Here is a 17,308-nt window from a genome sequence, read left to right on the forward strand (position 1 = left end):
TTTTACACCCTCACCAAGCTCTCCCCATGACAAAAAAGACCGCGCTTCGATGTGGAAGCGCGGCCCTAAACTTCAGAAAAATCGTGACGCGTCTCAGGTCCGCTCGATGCGGATGACCTGCGGTTCGCTGACGAGATATTTCTCGTTCTTGATCGCCTTCACCGCCTTGCGGATCGCATCTTCCATCGTCGCATGGGTGACGAGGATGATGGTCTGCGGCGCGCCTTCCACATGCACGCGCTGGCGCTGCACGATGGATTCCAGCGAGATGTTATTGTCCGCCATGCGGGTGGCGATCGAGGCGAAAACACCCGCCTGATCCTTCACCGTCAGACGGATGAAATAACCGCCCTCATGGCTCTTCATCTTGGCGCGGCGGTATTCCGTCAGCGACTTGGCCGGACGGCCGAGCACAGGCACCTGCTGGGCGCCCGGACGGCTCTTGGCGATATCGGCGATGTCGCCAAGAACGGCAGACGCCGTGGCATTGCCGCCCGCACCCGGGCCGACCATCAGCAATTCGCCGAGAATGTCGGATTCGATTGCCACCGCATTGGTCACGCCATCCACCTGGGCGATGACGGAATCGAGCGGCACCATAGTCGGATGCACGCGCTGCTCGATGCCGGAGTCGGTCACCTGCGCCACACCGAGAAGCTTGATGCGGTAACCAAGCTCGGCCGCCGCCTGAATATCCTCGATGGAGATATTGGTGATGCCTTCGAGATAGATGTCATCGGCAGCGATTTTGTTGCCGAAGGCAAGCGTGGTCAGGATCGAAAGCTTGTGCGCGGTGTCATTGCCCTCGATATCGAAGGCCGGATCCGCTTCGGCATAACCGAGCCGCTGCGCCTCCTTCAGGCACGCCTCGAAGGACAGGCCTTCCTTCTCCATTTTGGTGAGGATGTAGTTGCAGGTGCCGTTCATGATGCCGTAAATGCGCGACACATGGTTGCCGGTGAGCGATTCACGCAGCGCCTTGATGACCGGGATACCGCCAGCCACCGCCGCCTCGAAATTGAGAAGCGCGCCCTTGTCTTCGGCAATGGTCGCCAGTTCGACGCCGTGCTTGGCAAGCAGCGCCTTGTTGGCTGTCACCACATGGAGACCGCGTGACAGCGCTGCCCGCACCGCATTTTCCGCCTGACCGGAAGCACCGCCGACCAGTTCGACGAACACGTCGATATCGGCTTCGCTCGCCATCTGCTCGGGCGTATCGAACCAGGTAATACCCTTGAGATCGATGCCGCGGTCGCGCGAACGATCGCGCGCGCTCACCGCAATAATCTCAATCGCGCGTCCGCAGGTAATCGCAAGTTCGTTGCTTCTCTGCTGGAGGATGCGCACGAGCGAAGCGCCGACAGTGCCGAGCCCCGCTATGCCGATTCTCAATGAATCTGCCATGGGTATGTTCCTGATTTGCTGATGATGGTGGCGGCCGAGGCCCGGCCGCCTTCGGTTGCCCTTATCTGTGGGCGTTAAGCGAAACGACATTGTGCATCGTTTCGTCTGCGCTCGACAGGAAACGCTTCAGATTGCGCGCTGCCTGACGAATTCGATGCTCGTTTTCCACGAGCGCAAGGCGGACGTAATCATCGCCCATCTCGCCAAAGCCGATGCCGGGAGCAACGGCGATATCAGCCTTCTCGACCAGAAGCTTGGAGAATTCCAGGCTGCCGAGATGGCGGAACTTTTCCGGGATTTTCGCCCAGGCGAACATCGTCGCCGCCGGTGGCGGAACCTCGAAACCGGCCTTGCCGAACGTATCGACCATGACATCGCGGCGGCGGCGATAGACGCTGCGCACTTCGGCGATGTCGGAACCGTCACCGTTGAGCGCATGCGTCGCCGCAACCTGGATCGGCGTAAAGGCGCCGTAATCGAGATAGGACTTCACGCGGGTCAGCGCCGCGATCAGCCGCTCGTTACCGACGGCAAAGCCCATGCGCCAGCCGGGCATGGAGAAGGTCTTCGACATGGAGGTGAACTCCACCGCAACGTCCATTGCGCCGGGAACTTCCAGAACTGAAGGCGGCGGATTGTTGTCGTCGAAATAAATTTCCGAATAGGCAAGGTCGGACAGCACGATGATCTCATGCTTCTTCGCGAAGGCGATCACGTCCTTGTAGAAATCGAGCGACGCGACATGCGCCGTCGGGTTCGACGGGTAATTGACGATCAGTGCCAGGGGCTTCGGGATGGAGTGGCGCACGGCGCGCTCCAGCGGCCCGAAGAAGCTTTCATCCGGCTCGACATTCATCGAGCGGATAACACCGCCTGCCATCAGGAAGCCGAAGGCATGGATCGGATAGGTCGGGTTCGGGCACAGGATCACGTCACCGGGTGCCGTGATGGCCTGCGCCATATTGGCGAAACCTTCCTTGGAGCCGAGCGTGGCGACGACCTGCGTATCGGGGTTGAGCTTCACGCCAAAACGACGGGCATAATAGGCGGCCTGCGCGCGGCGAAGACCGGGAATACCCTTGGACGAGGAATAACGATGGGTGCGTGGGTCCTGAACGACTTCGCAAAGCTTGTCGACGATCGCCTTGGGGGTCGGAAGGTCGGGATTGCCCATGCCGAGATCGATGATATCGGCCCCGGCCGCTCGCGCGCTCGCTTTCAAACGGTTGACCTGTTCGAAGACGTATTGCGGCAGACGCCGGACCTTGTGAAACTCTTCCATCACTTTCCTCATGGGAATGGACCGGTTCTGCCGGCCCATAACGAAGGTTCGTTTTTTGTTTTTAAACGCCGCCGACACGAACCGATCCGGCAGGCGTTATTCATTGTAGCGCAAAGCACGGGAAAACCTACAAGGCTTTTCTCGGCTCACACGCCATCGCGATCATCCGCCTGTGATTCGGCACAGCCTTTTCGGCCCCTTTGGCAAGGCGGATCGCGCAATAGGATCAAGGAACTTGCATAACGCCAGATTCTTGGAAAATGCAAGGCAAGCCATGCTCGAGAACGGCCATTCCTGTCGTTCAGCCGCGCTCACCCATCACAATTGCCGCACGGATGACCGAAAGCACGCGCTCCGGCTTGATATCCGTGCACACAAGCTGGCTCGGATGCCCGTCCCAGTCGCCCGGCGGGAAGGCACGTCCGTCAGGCTTCTGAATGGTCTGGCCGTCGGCAAGACCACCACAGACGACGCGCACAGGGCCGCTGCGGGTCTCGAACAGCTCTGGCGCGACGAGATAGACGCAGGCGCAGCTGTCATGCACCACCATGCCGTCGCCGGTGCGGGTCTTGTAGAAATCGATGTAGAATTGCGACAGGTCAGAGAGAAGCTGCACGGGCTTGCCGCCGGCCGCCGCCATCTCCGCCATGAAGGCGCTGGTCATCACGGTCTTTGTCGTGACGTCGAGGCCGACGACCACCACGCGCCAGGGCGCGGTGAAGACGAGATCGGCCGCTTCCGGGTCGCCATGAATATTGGCCTCGGCCGCCGGCGACACATTGCCGTTGATATCGAAAGCGCCGCCCATGACGATCACTTCCTTCACCAGCGCGGCGAAATCCGGTTCCTCACGCAGCGCCAGCGCCAGATTGGTCATGCGGCCGACGGCGATCAGCGTCACCTCGCCGGGATTGGCTTTCACCGTCTCGATGATGAAGCGATGCGCGGGGCGGGGATCGAGCGGCAGGTCGATGGTCTCGGGAATATCGATATCGCCGAGGCCGTTTTCGCCATGGATGAAGGTCGGCCAGTGGCCTTCCTTGCGGGCGGGATCGAAGGTCACGCCGGCGCCTTTCGCAACAGGCGCGGTCATCTGCCATTCCCGCTTCAGGAAAAGCGCATTGCGTGTGGTGATATCGATGGGCGCATTGCCGAAAACCGTGGTGACGCCGATCAGATCGATATCGGGGTGCCGGTGCAGGAAAAGAAGCGCCATGGCGTCATCCACACCGGGATCCGTATCGAATATCACTTTATGCATAATGCCCTCATCCATATGTCTCGAGCGCCATCGGTCCTTCCAGCGGCGCGCCACGGAAACATAACGATAAGCGGCCACACCGCAATCCCCCTGCCCGTAACCCAACACCCAGAAAGAGATTGCGCGGTCACCGTTTCGGTGAAAGAAGAAGCCCTCTCCTTCCGCCCGCCCGGACATATCAAGTGCAAGACATCGCCCTCAACGTTTTTATCATCCTCTTCTGCGTCGCCATCTTCGCCGGATTTATCGATTCCATCGCCGGCGGCGGTGGGCTCATAGTCATTCCGGCAATGATGATCATGGGCATTGCGCCGCTCGATACGCTGGGCACCAACAAGCTTCAGGCGCAGTTCGGTTCCGCTTCCGCGACGCTGGCCTATGCAAGACGCGGCCACGTAAACCTCCGGGAGCAAATGCCGATGGCTTTGATGGCCATGGCTGGCGGCATGCTCGGCGCGCTGACGGCCGCCTTCGTGCCGGCCGATCTCATGCGCGCCATCATGCCTTTTCTGCTGATCGCGATTGCGCTTTATTTCGCCTTCAAGCCGCAGCTCAGTGATATCGACAGCCACCGTCGCATCACGCCCTTCGTGTTTGGTCTGGTGGTCGCGCCGCTGATCGGTTTTTATGACGGCGTTTTCGGCCCCGGCGCGGGTTCCTTCTACATGCTCGCCTTCGTGGCGCTGGCGGGTTTCGGCATGCTGAAGGCAACCGCCCATACCAAGCTGCTGAACCTCGGCTCGAACTTCGGCGGTTTCGTTGTGTTTGCGATGGGCGGAGCGGTTTTGTGGAAGCTCGGCCTCGCCATGGGCCTTGGCCAGTTCATCGGGGCGCAGGTCGGATCACGCTTTGCGATGAAAAACGGCGCGAAGATCATCCGCCCGCTTCTTGTCCTGTCATGCCTCGCCATGGCGACGAAGCTTCTTATCGACGCATCGTCCGCCTGGTCGATCGCTACGATCTGGGAAACCATCTTCCCGAAATGAGGGATGGTGCAGCGCCTTTTCCCGTCAGGCAACGGACAGGCGCCCGCTGCCTCAGCCTGCGGCGCGGCGCCTGCGATCGGCGATTTCGCGGATCACCACCATCGCGCCCACGAGCTTGTAGGCGGAGGAGTAGCAGGGCGACATTTCCAGCGACTTGACGACCGTGCGGCCGTTCTGATCTTCCGCATAGGTATATTTCGACGTATCGCCCTTGAAGCAATTGTCGAGCTTTTCCCTGAGACTGTTCTGGAAACGGTGAACGCCGACAAGCTCGGCGATGTGGCAGCCGATCAGCCCTTCCGGCGCATTGCGCTGAAATGCATCGAGCGCATTGGCGAAGGAAACACGGTAACCGGGAGACACGATCACGACAGGCTCGTCCAGATCGTTGAGCATGTCCTCATCGAGGATCAGATGACGGTGATGCCACGCCAGCGTATCCTCATCCTCGTCACCGACGACCTTTGCCTTTAACGGCATACCGACATAGCGATCGACCAGAGTGCGCAGCAGCTCGGAGTTGCGCTGCACGCAGCCGAGATCTTCCGCCTCATGATTGAGGAGATCGATGGCAAAACGGAACTGCTCGCGAATATCTTCGGAACTTTCGGTTTTGCGTCCAACAATCCGCTCGAGGAGTTGTTCCAGTTCACGCTCCAGCACGGCAATCTTGTCGGCTTCGTTCTTACCAACGGCAGATTGCAGTTCCGTATAACGCAGCCAGAACAGCTCAATCAAATCTTTCAACCCAACTCTCCCTGAACGGGCATATGCCCCGCTCCCAATGCGAACGGATTAACCCATTGCCCCTGTTTATAGCGTCTGCGCGCTTAAAAATGACGTAACAAAACGCAGGAACGCCGTGAGGATTGATGTTCAAAATATCACAGCCACCGCTATTTTTTCAATTTCGATAATCCATGAACGAGAAATGAGGTTCCACCAATATGAAAAAATACCGAAATGCACGAATTCGCGGTCTATTCTTGTGAAATCGCAAAAAAATCCGGCCGCCCGGCAGTCGCTTCAGATCTGGTGCTTCACGTCCCAGCGATCATGATACCAAAGCCATTGGCCAGGATATTCTCGCACCCAGCTTTCCACCTTGTCGTTCAGAAGCTGCGCCGTCGCCTGAATATCGACATTGCCCTTCTGATCCCGCGGGATTTCAACCTTTGGCTCAATCTCCAGCCTGTAGCGATTGTCCGGAAGGCGTATGCAGCGGGCGGGATAGACATCGCAATTAAACTGCCGCACCAGCTTGGCCAGAAGCGGATTGGTACGGACCTCAAGCCCGAAGAACTTAGTCGTCAGCCCCTTGCCGAACTTCTGGTCGACAAGCACACCCACACCGCCGCCCTTTTCCAGCTGCCGCGCCAGCGCGAAGGAGGAGCCGGCATGCGAAGGCACGAGATTGCCCATGCGTTCCTTGCGGAAATTGAACACCTTGTCGGCCACGTAGGGATTGTTCGGCGGCCGGAACAGCACCGTTACATCAAGACCGAAGGCCGAGCCGGCCACCGGCAGCAGCTCGAAATTGCCGCTATGAGCGGTAAAGACGATGAAGGGCCGCGGATTGTCGCGCAATTCGAGAAAGGTCGGGATACCCTCGACTTCGATGCGACCGGGTTCGTTTTTTTCCGGGTCGAAATCGAACAGCCGGTCGAGAAACACATATTCCGCCGCAAGCCGGCCCATATTGGCCCAGCTGTCCATGGCAATCTCCAGCCGCTCTTCCTCGGATTTTTCCGGAAAGGCGCGGGCCAGATTGTAAAGCATCAGCTTGTGGCGGCCGGTTTTCGGCCCTATCAAGCGCGCCAGCCGGTCCGTGGCGCGAATGCCCGCATCGGCAGGAAAAAGCTTCAGCAGATTGAGAAGGCCGAAAGCGAATGTCGCGATCAGCCACTGCCGGAAGTGGTCCAGTTTCAGGACGATCCGCGTCAGGAATAATTTCAAGGGGGTCAATCCATCCGCAGAACGATTTTGCCGAACACCTGGCGCGTTTCCATGCGCTCCAGCGCCCGGTCGATATCGTCGAAGGTGACTTCCGTGTCGATGACGGGATGAACGATGCCGCGCGCCATCTTCTGCATGGCATTGGCCATGTTTTCCATGCGGCAGCCGAAGGAGCCGAGCAGCTTCAGCTGCTGCTGGAACAGCATCATCAGATTGATTTCGGTGGAAACGCCCGAGGTGGAGCCGCAGGTGACAAGACGGCCACCGCGCTTCAGCGAGAACATCGAGGCGACGAAGGTGTCCTTGCCGACGTGCTCGAACACGACATCGACACCCTTCTTTTTCGTCAGCTTGCGCACGACGCCTTCAAAACGGTCGGTCCGGTAGTTGATGACATGATCGGCCCCGAGCGCCTTCGCCCGTTCGATCTTGTCGTCGGAACCGACCGTGGTGATGACGGTGCAGCCCATCTTCTTGGCAAGCTGGATCGCCGCCGTGCCGATACCGGAACCGCCGGCATGGATGAGGATGGTTTCGCCGGGCTCGAGCTTGGCATTGTCGAACAGCATGTGCTCGACGGTGCCGAAGGTCACCGGCGCAAGCGCCGCGGCAACCGCATCAATTCCATGGGGTGCCGGCACGAGCTGGCGGGCGGGAATATTGATCTTTTCCTGCGCGAAACCATCGAGATGGAAACCATGGACGCCCTGAACATGTTCGCACAGATTGTCACGGCCTTCACGGCAGGGCTTGCAGAGCCCGCAGGTGCGCGCGCCGTAAACCGAGACCAGCTGACCGGGCAGCACATTCGAAACGCCGGGACCGATGGCCTCGACCACGCCGGAGGCTTCCGCACCGATGGTGAGCGGCATCTTGCGCTTGGCGAAAGCCATGCCGCGCCAGCCCCAAACGTCGATGTGGTTGAGCGCCACGGCCTTGACGCGCAGCGTCACCTCGCCCGGGCCCGGAGCATCGGGTTCAGGCAGGTCCACTTTTTCGAGCTTCCGGTCATCCACGAGTTGAAGAGCGCGCATATTTCAGTCCTTCGCCCGAGGGCGTTATCTAAAAATCATTCCAGCAAAACTCTGTAACGGTTTTGCGGCTGGAATGCGTAATCAAAGAGACGAGAGCGCTTCCGCAGTGCTTTTGGAAACGCTCCTGTTTAGCGGAACCGGTTAAGCCGGTTCCCGCGTCATGACAAGGCTTGCATTCTGCCCGCCAAACCCGAAGGAGTTGGAGAGAACCGCACCCACCTGCGCATCCCGCTTCACATTCGGCACCACGTCGAGCGTGATGGTCGGATCGGGATTATTGTAGTTGATCGTCGGCGGCAGGGTGCCGGTCAGCATCGTCTGCAGCGAGAAAACCGCTTCCACCGCGCCGGCTGCCGTCAGCGTATGGCCGATCATCGACTTGTTGGACGACAGCGGAATATTCTTCAGGCCTTCACCGAAGACGGCCAGCATCGAGCCATATTCCATCTTGTCGTTCTCAGGCGTCGAGGTGCCGTGCGCGTTGATATAGCCGATGTCGCTTTCGGCCACGCCCGCATCGGCCAGTGCCGCACGGATCGTCGCAATCGCCGGGCCGCCATCGGGCGAAGACCGCGTGCGGTGGAAGCTGTCAGCCTTTTCGCCGGCACCCTTGATGATACCGAGAACCTTGGCACCACGGGCGACAGCGGCTTCGAGCGATTCCAGCACCAGCGTTGCGGCACCTTCGGCGATCACGAAACCGTCGCGATCCTTGCTGAACGGCTTGGAGGCCTTTTCCGGCGGGTCGTTCTGGGTCGAAAGCGCCGAGAGCAGCGAGAAGCGGATCAGCGCCTCGGCGCTGACAGAACCGTCGGTCGCAACCGTCAGCGCGCGTTCGGTGCGGCCCTGGCGGATCGCCTCAACGCCGAGCTGGATCGCAGTCGCACCCGAAGCACAGGCAGTGGACAGAGTGACTGGCAAACCGCGCGTGCCAAAACGGTCGGAAAGACGTTCGGAAATCGCGCCGAACAATGCGGCTTCCTGGAATGCCGGATCGGGACGCTGGCGCAACGCCGTCATGAACCGTTCATAGGCGTCACCAGGCTTTGCGGCTGGCGGAGACCGGTCGGCAAGCTCGAAACGGGCGCTCCATTCAGGCTCGATCGGCGGTGCTGCGAGAAACAGCGGTCCATCGAAATCACCGGATATACCGGCCTGCGCCAGCGCCTCGATGGTGGTTTCGCGGGCGAAGGCATAGGAGCGCTCGACGGAGTTCGGAACCGGGATATCGATGAAATCGACCGTGCCGCTGATCCGGGTCGAAAGACCCTCGGTCGGGAAGCGGGTGATCTTGTGAATACCCGACTTGCCTGATGTCAGCGCCGCCCAGTTATCGGCAAGTCCCTGACCGAGCGAGGTGATGATGCCCATGCCGGTCACGGCAACGATCGGGCGACCGAGATGATCCTTAAAATTGGTCATGGTCTTTTCTCCTCACACGTCACGGGACAGGACGGCGACACCTTCGCCGCGCACATGGCCGACGGTGGTGACGACGGCCTCCGTGGCCGCCTCGCCCATCTGCTTTTCGGCAGCCGCGTCGAAGGTAGGAACCTTCGCGCCGCTTTCAAGCGTCAGCGCCGCCAGAGCCAGCCCGAGCGGAAACTGCGCCTCAAGTCCATGACCGGTGACACCGCCGAAACCACGAATGACCGAATTTGGCAGCGCCTTTTCGAGAATATCCTTCTCGCGGGCTGTCACCTCGTCATAACCGCTCGCGCCGGAAAATACGACGGTCGCAGCGCTGTCCTTTGCAGGCGCAAGCAGCCGCTCCATGCGCTTTTCCATCTTACCGTCATCGCGGCTGCCACGGTCGCCCTCAATGGCGTCGATGCGGGCATAGATGCGCGCGCCGCGCGCGCTGGCGTGCTTGCGCGATTCCAGCACGAGGAATGCGCCAAGCGAACCGGAAATCATGCCGCCGCCATCCTGGTCGCCACGCGACCAAAGCGGCTGCCAGCCGCCCTGCGCATGTGCGCCGATGGCTTCGAACAGCAGGATCATGTCGGGACGTTCAGCCGAGAAGGCACCGCCCACAAGCGCGTGGCTCGATTCGCCGGAACGAATGCGGTGGAACGCGGTTTCGACGGCGGAGATACCTGCCGCTTCCTCACCCATGAAGGTGCGGGAAGACCCGGTGACCTTGTGCACGATGGAGATATTGCCGGCCATCAGGTTGGAAAGCTGGGCGAGAAACAGCGTCGGGCGCAGTTCCGTGGTCAGCTTCTCGTTCAGCAGCTTTTCACGGTCATTGCGCTTCAGCGCCTCATCGACAATCAGCGTATCGACATTGATGTCGCGCTCGCCGCCGCCGGCAGCAACAATCATGTCCATGGTGGCGCAAGCTTCGGTATCTTCCTTCAGCCCGGCATCATCGAGTGCGAGGCCGGCGGCGAACACGCCGAGCCGCTGCCAGTTTTCCATCTGGCGCTGGTCACCGCGCTTGGCGATCTGCGCGGACCAGTCGATCTCAGGCATGGGATGGACCGGATAGGGTTTGAATTTTTCGGTCTCGACAATCGTCGCCGGCGCGGCTGCTCCAGAAAGAAGCGCCACATGCGCCTGGCTGCCGACGCCGTGACAGGTCACGATGCCGACCCCTGTTATCACCACATCATTGTCAGATTTCATCGTCTGTCATCCTTTGCAGCCGGCCCCGCCGAAACGGTCACGGCTATCCAACAGCGGTTGCGAACAACCACTTCATGCGTTGCGGAATAAAGCGCGCGGTGCGGATTGGCAATGGTGAAGGCCCGTTCGGCCATCGCCAGCCCACGATTTTCATGCATCGAAACCGGGCCGACGGGAAAAACGCCCTCTTTCGAAACGGGCGGAAGCGCTTATTTTTGCGCATCCGCGGCAATGGCCGCCATCAGGCCGACTTCTTCGGCCCGCTTCTTGACGATGGGACCGAGCGGAATTTCACTGAACGGCATAGTGCGCAGTTTCAGCTGCGCATCGCAGACCTTCTTGCCATCGCAGGTAATCTTCGCCTTGGTGACCGCAAAGCCCGAACCGTCATGCTCCAGCACGGCCTCGATGTCGAGAACCGCGCCGGGCTCAACGAAGGTGCGCATCTTGGCGCCATCGACCGACATCAGGAACGGCATGGAGGCAAAATCGCTGAATGCCAGAACCAGCATGCCTGAAGCCTGCGCCATGGTCTCGATCAGGAGGACACCCGGAACCAACGGCATGCCGGGAAAGTGGCCTTCGAAAACCGGGCTCTTGTCGGGAACGACGGACTGCGCCTTCAACGTGCGCGTCGCCATGTCCACGGCTTCGACCTTGTCGATCATCTGAAAATATTCAAGCAGCATCCGTCCGGCCCGTTTCTGGTCGGTTGTGACCCGCCCAACAAGGCCGGGTCCAGAAAAAGAAATGCCCGCTTGACGCGGGCATTGTCACATCAGCCCTTGGCTGCGCGCAATTCGTCGATCTTGGCACAGAGGTTCTTCAGCACGAAGTACTCTTCGGTGGAAACTTTGCCTTCGTTGACTTCCTGCGTCCACTGCTCGAGCGGAATCTTGATGCCGAATTCCTTGTCGATCGCAAAAACGATATCAAGAAAGTCGAGGCTGTCGATGCCCAGATCGTCGATCGTGTGGCTCTCCGGCGTAATGGTTTCGCGGTCGATTTCGCTGGTTTCGGCGATAATGTCGGCAACCTTGTCGAATGTAGCTGTCACGCCCATAATCCTTATTGTCGTTCGTATGAATTATCCTGTCTGACGCACCACATAGGCAAGTCGCACAAAAAAGCCAATGGTTTCGTGACGTAACTTTGAAATTTGCCCTAAAACTGTTGCCTAAACAGCAACCGAATGCCGGCCGCGTCCATTGCCGAGATAGGTGTCGAAGATTGCCGCTATATTACGGACGAAGGGTTTCCCCCTCTCCGTGACGGCAAAAATACCGGCCTCCATACGCACCACACCGTCGCTGTTGCCGGCAGCGAATTGCTGCGCCTGCGTTCGCACGGAATGGCTCGCTTTGCCGAAACGCTGGTCGATATCCGCAAAGTCGAGCGCGAAATCACACATCAGCCGCTCAATGACATGCGAGCGCACCTGATCCTCTTGCGACAGTTCTATTCCCTTGACCACGGCAAGCCCACCCTCGCCCACTATGCGCTGATATTCTCCTGTTGCCACCATGTTCTGCACATAACCCTGCGGCAGCCTACCTATCGAAGAAGCGCCAAGCCCGATCAGCGCATCGGCCGTATCGGTGGTGTAGCCCTGGAAATTCCGCCGCAGGGCACGGGCCTCGACGGCCTGACACAATGTATCTGCCGGCTTGGCAAAGTGGTCGATGCCGACTGCACGATATCCTGCCTGCTTCAGCATCTCGCCTGCCATCGTCATCTGGCGATAACGCTCGGCAATATCAGGCAGCGCGTGTTCGGGGATCAGCGACTGGTGTTTTTTCATCCACGGCACATGGGCATAACCAAAAAGCGCTACCCGGTCCGGATCGAGCGAGACGATCTGATCAACCGTCTTCTTCAGCGTCTCGCAGGTCTGGAACGGCAGGCCATAAAGAATGTCGCAATTGACCGAGTGAACACCCCTCGCGCGCACCGCATCAACGACGGATTTCGTCTGTTCGAAAGACTGAATACGGTTGATGGTTTTTTGCACTTTGTCATCGAAGTCCTGCACGCCGAGGCTCGCCCGCGACATGCCGACGGCGGCAAGCGCATCGTAGCGGCTGTCATCCAGATCGTTCGGGTCCATCTCCACGCTGATTTCCGGGTCCAGCCCGAAGGTGAAATGCCGCCGCAGACAGTCCATCAGGCTGACCATATCCTCCGGCTTCAGCATGGTGGGAGAACCACCGCCAAAATGCACGGCACTCACAACCGCGTCAGGTGAAACAAGCGCGCCGATCGTTGCAATCTCCTGCTTAAGTGCCTCCAGATAAACGGCAATCGGCTCGTATCTCAGCGTGTGTTTGGTGTGACAGGCACAGAACCAGCACAGACGGTCGCAATAGGGAATGTGCAGGTAAAGCGATATCCGGTTCCTGTGGTTGAGCGCACCCAGCCACTGCCGATAAGTGTCGTTATCGATTCCCTCGTGGAAATGCGGCGCGGTCGGATAGCTTGTGTAACGTGGCACTGCACCCGAATATTTGCGAAGAAGTTCCGTATTCATCACCGGATTTGCCTTTTATCAAGAAAATGTCGATTTCCTTCCTCTCAGTAACGGCTGCGACAGTTTGCAACTTTGACTTCAATCAAATTGCGCCATAAGTTCTTGCTAAAGTAGACGCGGGGACGACGGCTACATGGCGCAAGCCCTTAAAGAGACCGTATTTGATACCCACGGTCGCATTTCGTCCCGAAAAGCCAGCATTGGAAAAGGCTTATGGACACGCTGCAGAAGACCATCCACAATTCGGAATATCCCGTCGTATGCCGCTCCTGCGAGGCGCGTCACGGCGGACTTTGCAGCACGTTGACGCCGCAGCAGCTCTGCGACCTGAACCGTCACTCCAGCCGCAAAAAGCTGGAAGCCGGCAATGAGCTGCTGGGCCAGGGTGAGCTCGTCACCTCCTATGGCAACATCCTCAATGGCGTGGTGAAGCTTTCGAAAATGATGTCGGATGGCCGCCAGCAGATCGTCGGCCTGCAATTCGCACCGGATTTTCTTGGACGCCCGTTCATGGCGGAAAGCAAGATGACGGCGGAAGCAGCGACCGATGTGGAGATTTGCCTTTTTCCGCGCCGCGTCGTCGACCGCATGGTCTCCGAAGTGCCCGATATGGAACGCAAGCTGCACAGCCAGTCACTGAAGGAACTCGACGAGGCACGCGACTGGATGCTGACGCTGGGCCGCAAATCGGCGCAGGAAAAGGTTGCCAGCTTCCTTTATATGATCGCCACCCATATCGACCCGGAAAATGACGACAAATCCTGCTTTGACCTGCCGCTTTCCCGCGCCGATATCGCGGATTTCCTCGGTCTCACCATCGAGACAGTTAGCCGGCAAATGACCAAGCTGCGCAAGGAAGGTATTATCCGCATCGAGAACAACCGCCATATCACGGTGCCGGACCTCGACCTTCTGAGCGAAGCCGCCGGTAACGACTGACGAAATTTGCCCTGTTACCGCCCCTGAAGCGCGGGAACTCCAAAATTGATATGTGGCGCCCGCGCCTGAGCGGGTGCGAGCGCAAAACTGGCGAGAACCAGCAAAGCGGCGATGCATTTCATGATATTTCACCCCGTGCCCCGCTGTTTCAGCGGCCTGTTTGTTATGGTTGCATCCTAAGCGGCAAACCGCCTCCATCTGCTTAACATCTTGGGTAAGCGGATGGTTCAGAGGCAGGGTAAAGAAGGGGTTAGGATTGCCGGACGGCACGCCCCGTCAGCCTCTAATGTCATTACGGAAGGCTCGGCATCGCCACAAGTTTCTTCTCCCCGCCGGGGAGAAGGTGGCCCGAAGGGTCGGATGAGGGGGCAAGCTCGCGGTTTATCACTACACTCGCCCCCTCATCCCGCTGCCGCGACCTTCTCCCCTCGGGGAGAAGAAACAAGCGGTAATCGCTCGCTTCATATGCAGCCTTTGGCTCATATGGAACGATTCTATGGGGGATATGTGAAGACGTTAAAGAGCAGTCCAGTGAACCGCGTCAAATGCCCGGCATAATCTCACTGCGAAGCAGCGGGCGTCGCAACCGGCTTCTGGTTTTCGGCAAGCGCGCGTAGCTCGGCCACCCGGCGTTTGTATTCGGCTTCCGAAATCTGGCCGTTGCGCCGTGCCGCACCGAGGTTCGAAAGGCTTTTCTCCATCTTGGAGGCCTCTTCATCGCCCATCTGGCTGCCTGCGGCCGTCAACGGCTGGGAGAAGGTCGGATAGGTGCCGGTATCGCGCTTCTGGCTGACCGCGGTGTCGCTGACGGGGCGCGGACCGACGATTTCCGTGGTCGGGCGGCGCATATGGGCGGGCGCGACGATCGGCTCCGGGGCCTTGCAGGCTGCAAGCGTAGTGGCGAGCATGGCGCCGGAGAGCGAAAGCACAGCGATTCTCGCGGCATTTTCCGCATATGTTCCGAATGTGCCCATCTGCTTGCCCATCGTCATGTTCCGCCTGTAAGGATATCCGCCGATATCGAATTCGACCGCGGTTCGGCGCCTTGCGCGCCTCCCCTTGCTGGTGGAACTTGTATTCGTTTTCATGCAGAATGTGCAAACACAAATTTGGTGGAGGATCATGCATGGCAGGTGTTGACGGCGGGCAGAAGAAAAAGGGCGACAAAATGCCCGGCTTCGACGCCAGTTCCGCCGAGGCCTACCTGATCCGCGATCCTGAAACCTTCGCGATCAACATCGCCCGAGCGCTGGAAAATCTTGGCAAAGCCGCCTCCGAATGGCTGGCGCCGCGCGAACGCGGTGAAATTCCCCAGGCAAACGCCGATCCGGTGACCGATCTGGTCAAGACGCTCTCCGATGTCGCCGAGTACTGGATGGCCGAACCGAAGCGGTCGCTGGAAGCGCAGACCCATCTTCTCTCCAGCTATTACGATCTCTGGGCGAAATCGCTGGCGCAATTTTCCGGCGATACCGATTCGCCCCCGGAGAATGCGGCCGAAAGCGGCCACGCACAGCGCAGAAGCAAGCGTTTCGCCGATGCCGACTGGCAGGACAATCCGTTTTTCGATTTCCTCCTGAAAGCCTACCAGACCACCGTCGGTTTCGCCGACCGAATGGTGACCGAAGCGGATGGGCTGGATGAGCACACCCGCACCAAGGCGCTGTTTTACATGCGGCAGGTGACGGAAGCGCTTTCGCCGGCCAATTTCGTCTTCACCAACCCGCAGGTCTTCCGCGAAACGGTCGCCTCCAGCGGCGCCAATCTCGTCAAGGGCATGGCCCAGCTCGCGGAGGATGTCGCGGCCGGCAATGGCCATCTGAAACTGCGCCAGACCGATTATAGCAAATTCGTCATCGGCCAGAATATCGCCGTCACACCAGGCAAGGTGGTGGCAAAAAGCCCGCTCTGCGAAATCATCCATTATGCGCCGACAACGGAAAAGGTCTTTAAACGGCCGCTGCTGATCGTGCCGCCGTGGATCAACAAATTCTACATCCTCGATCTCAACCCGCAGAAATCCTTTGTCGGCTGGTGCCTTGAACAGGGCCACAGCGTGTTCATGGTCTCCTGGATCAACCCGGATGCGCGCCTCGCCGACAAGGGATGGGACGATTATATCAGCGAAGGCATCGATTTCGCGCTCGACACCATCGAGGAGCGGACCGGCGAGAAGGACATCAATGCCATCGGTTATTGCGTCGGCGGCACGCTTTTGTCGTCAGCGTTGGCGCTGCATGCGCAGGAGGGCAATGAGCGTATCCGCAGCGCCACGCTGCTCGCCGCCCAGACCGATTTCATCCATGCCGGCGATCTCAAGGTCTTCATCGACGAAGGCCAGCTGGCGGCTCTGGACAAGCACATGCGGGCGGTCGGTTATCTCGATGGCTCAATCATGGCCACCGTCTTCAACATGCTGCGGGCATCCGATCTCATCTGGCCCTATGTGGTGGATAATTATCTGCGCGGCACCGAGCCCCTGCCCTTCGACCTGCTCTACTGGAATTCCGATTCGACGCGGGTGACCGCCGCCAGCCATTCCTTCTATCTACGCAATTGTTATCTCGAGAACAATCTCGCCCGCGGGCTGATGCGCGTTGCCGGCAAGCGCATCAATCTCGGCGATATCACGATACCAATCTATGATCTCGCCACCCGCGACGACCATATCGCGCCGGCCAAATCGGTCTTCACGGGAGCTGCGCTGTTCGGCGGGCCGGTGGAATTCGTGCTCGGCGCGTCCGGCCACATCGCCGGCGTCGTCAATCCGCCGCAGCTAGAGAAATACCAATATTGGACAGGCCCGTCACCATCAGGAGACTTCGATGTCTGGCAGGCCGCCGCCACGGCCCACAAGGGTTCCTGGTGGGTGCATTGGCAGAACTGGGTCGAAAGCCAGAGTGCCGAGAAGGTGAAAGCGCGCAGGCCGAAAGATGGCAAGCGGCCCGTACTCGGCGATGCGCCGGGGACCTATGTGCTGTCGTAGAAGGTCGGTAAAATTGACCAGTGCACGACAGAAAGACGTCTTCCACCACGGCTCCCTCCACCCTTGTAACTTGATTTCGTCGCACTGTGATATTGTCGCTCGTGCGGTTGTGGATGGAAGACCGATCCCCCCTGGGGACATTGATCCCGTGAATGAGCCAGGGTCTCCATCCGCCTTTTCATCGAACCCGAACAGTCGCCGGGGCCGCTTGCGTGTGCGAAGCCCGATTAGGCAAGGATGGGATAAGATGGATAATATTGTTGGCATCGATGTTTCCAAGGACCGTCTGGATGTGGCGTTGG

At 59.2% G+C, this 17,308-nt stretch carries 15 protein-coding genes; 3 read left to right on the forward strand and 12 right to left on the reverse strand.

The window, feature by feature from the left end:
* Nucleotides 1-93: 93 nt before the first annotated feature.
* The 3 genes from O8B93_RS23500 to O8B93_RS23510 all read right to left on the reverse strand — a co-directional run bounded on the left by O8B93_RS23500 (nt 94) and on the right by O8B93_RS23510 (nt 3,947).
* Entirely contained in the window at nt 94-1,404 is a 1,311-nt protein-coding gene (locus tag O8B93_RS23500) for a homoserine dehydrogenase (RefSeq protein WP_006316330.1), read from the reverse strand.
* A gap of 61 nt (nt 1,405-1,465) precedes the next feature.
* On the reverse strand, nt 1,466-2,686 hold the full coding sequence (locus O8B93_RS23505; RefSeq protein ID WP_269712252.1) for an LL-diaminopimelate aminotransferase: 1,221 nt from the start codon (nt 2,684-2,686) through the stop codon (nt 1,466-1,468).
* A 301-nt stretch (nt 2,687-2,987) separates the two neighbouring features.
* A complete protein-coding gene (locus O8B93_RS23510; protein WP_269712253.1) occupies nt 2,988-3,947 on the reverse strand; it encodes a nucleoside hydrolase in 960 nt (319 codons plus the stop codon).
* Nucleotides 3,948-4,129: 182 nt separating this feature from the next.
* Between O8B93_RS23510 and O8B93_RS23515 the strand changes: the two genes are divergently transcribed.
* Nucleotides 4,130-4,933 (forward strand): TSUP family transporter, encoded by an 804-nt coding sequence (locus O8B93_RS23515; protein ID WP_269712254.1) that lies wholly within the window; start codon nt 4,130-4,132, stop codon nt 4,931-4,933.
* A gap of 51 nt (nt 4,934-4,984) precedes the next feature.
* Here O8B93_RS23515 and O8B93_RS23520 read toward each other — a convergent pair whose 3' ends face one another.
* From O8B93_RS23520 to hemN, 8 genes are all read right to left on the reverse strand, one after another.
* Nucleotides 4,985-5,680: a nitrogen regulation protein NR(II) gene (locus O8B93_RS23520; protein WP_269712255.1), complete on the reverse strand. Its 696-nt coding sequence runs from the start codon at nt 5,678-5,680 to the stop codon at nt 4,985-4,987.
* 279 nt (nt 5,681-5,959) lie between these two features.
* Nucleotides 5,960-6,889 (reverse strand): lipid A biosynthesis lauroyl acyltransferase, encoded by a 930-nt coding sequence (locus O8B93_RS23525; RefSeq protein ID WP_405049087.1) that lies wholly within the window; start codon nt 6,887-6,889, stop codon nt 5,960-5,962.
* A gap of 5 nt (nt 6,890-6,894) precedes the next feature.
* The gene (locus tag O8B93_RS23530; RefSeq protein ID WP_006316337.1) at nt 6,895-7,923 is read right to left on the reverse strand and encodes a zinc-binding dehydrogenase; all 1,029 of its coding nucleotides are present in this window, start codon (nt 7,921-7,923) and stop codon (nt 6,895-6,897) included.
* Between the two features lie 141 nt (nt 7,924-8,064).
* Nucleotides 8,065-9,345: a beta-ketoacyl-ACP synthase gene (locus O8B93_RS23535; protein ID WP_006316338.1), complete on the reverse strand. Its 1,281-nt coding sequence runs from the start codon at nt 9,343-9,345 to the stop codon at nt 8,065-8,067.
* Nucleotides 9,346-9,357: 12 nt separating this feature from the next.
* A complete protein-coding gene (locus O8B93_RS23540; protein WP_269712257.1) occupies nt 9,358-10,554 on the reverse strand; it encodes a beta-ketoacyl-ACP synthase in 1,197 nt (398 codons plus the stop codon).
* 209 nt (nt 10,555-10,763) lie between these two features.
* Nucleotides 10,764-11,243, reverse strand: coding sequence for a 3-hydroxyacyl-ACP dehydratase FabZ family protein (locus O8B93_RS23545; protein ID WP_269712258.1), 480 nt, complete (start codon nt 11,241-11,243; stop codon nt 10,764-10,766).
* 89 nt (nt 11,244-11,332) lie between these two features.
* Nucleotides 11,333-11,617, reverse strand: a complete 285-nt coding sequence (locus O8B93_RS23550) for an acyl carrier protein (protein ID WP_003495848.1) — start codon at nt 11,615-11,617, stop codon at nt 11,333-11,335.
* A gap of 114 nt (nt 11,618-11,731) precedes the next feature.
* Nucleotides 11,732-13,081, reverse strand: coding sequence for an oxygen-independent coproporphyrinogen III oxidase (gene hemN, locus O8B93_RS23555; RefSeq protein ID WP_269712259.1), 1,350 nt, complete (start codon nt 13,079-13,081; stop codon nt 11,732-11,734).
* 213 nt (nt 13,082-13,294) lie between these two features.
* Here hemN and fnrN point away from each other — a divergent pair, with 213 nt between their 5' ends.
* Nucleotides 13,295-14,020, forward strand: coding sequence for a transcriptional regulator FnrN (gene fnrN / locus O8B93_RS23560; RefSeq protein WP_269712260.1), 726 nt, complete (start codon nt 13,295-13,297; stop codon nt 14,018-14,020).
* A 560-nt stretch (nt 14,021-14,580) separates the two neighbouring features.
* On the opposite strand, the gene O8B93_RS23565 is transcribed toward fnrN, so the two are convergent.
* A complete protein-coding gene (locus tag O8B93_RS23565; RefSeq protein WP_269712261.1) occupies nt 14,581-15,108 on the reverse strand; it encodes a hypothetical protein in 528 nt (175 codons plus the stop codon).
* A 38-nt stretch (nt 15,109-15,146) separates the two neighbouring features.
* Here O8B93_RS23565 and O8B93_RS23570 point away from each other — a divergent pair, with 38 nt between their 5' ends.
* Nucleotides 15,147-17,006 (forward strand): PHA/PHB synthase family protein, encoded by a 1,860-nt coding sequence (locus tag O8B93_RS23570; protein WP_269712262.1) that lies wholly within the window; start codon nt 15,147-15,149, stop codon nt 17,004-17,006.
* Nucleotides 17,007-17,308 lie beyond the last annotated feature (302 nt).

This window comes from Martinezella rhizogenes (assembly GCF_027460065.1).
Taxonomy (GTDB): Bacteria; Pseudomonadota; Alphaproteobacteria; order Rhizobiales; family Rhizobiaceae; genus Agrobacterium; species Agrobacterium rhizogenes_C.

Bases quoted from the DNA above. Each gene is read 5' to 3' on its own strand.
- O8B93_RS23545 (WP_269712258.1), bottom strand. From the start codon at position 11,243: ATGCTGCTTGAATATTTTCAGATGATCGACAAGGTCGAAGCCGTGGAC.
- hemN (WP_269712259.1), bottom strand. From the start codon at position 13,081: ATGAATACGGAACTTCTTCGCAAATATTCGGGTGCAGTGCCACGTTAC.
- O8B93_RS23535 (WP_006316338.1), bottom strand. From the start codon at position 9,345: ATGACCAATTTTAAGGATCATCTCGGTCGCCCGATCGTTGCCGTGACC.
- O8B93_RS23565 (WP_269712261.1), bottom strand. From the start codon at position 15,108: ATGAAAACGAATACAAGTTCCACCAGCAAGGGGAGGCGCGCAAGGCGC.
- O8B93_RS23530 (WP_006316337.1), bottom strand. From the start codon at position 7,923: ATGCGCGCTCTTCAACTCGTGGATGACCGGAAGCTCGAAAAAGTGGAC.
- O8B93_RS23540 (WP_269712257.1), bottom strand. From the start codon at position 10,554: ATGAAATCTGACAATGATGTGGTGATAACAGGGGTCGGCATCGTGACC.
- O8B93_RS23550 (WP_003495848.1), bottom strand. From the start codon at position 11,617: ATGGGCGTGACAGCTACATTCGACAAGGTTGCCGACATTATCGCCGAA.
- O8B93_RS23505 (WP_269712252.1), bottom strand. From the start codon at position 2,686: ATGGAAGAGTTTCACAAGGTCCGGCGTCTGCCGCAATACGTCTTCGAA.
- O8B93_RS23570 (WP_269712262.1), top strand. From the start codon at position 15,147: ATGGCAGGTGTTGACGGCGGGCAGAAGAAAAAGGGCGACAAAATGCCC.
- fnrN (WP_269712260.1), top strand. From the start codon at position 13,295: ATGGACACGCTGCAGAAGACCATCCACAATTCGGAATATCCCGTCGTA.
- O8B93_RS23500 (WP_006316330.1), bottom strand. From the start codon at position 1,404: ATGGCAGATTCATTGAGAATCGGCATAGCGGGGCTCGGCACTGTCGGC.
- O8B93_RS23510 (WP_269712253.1), bottom strand. From the start codon at position 3,947: ATGCATAAAGTGATATTCGATACGGATCCCGGTGTGGATGACGCCATG.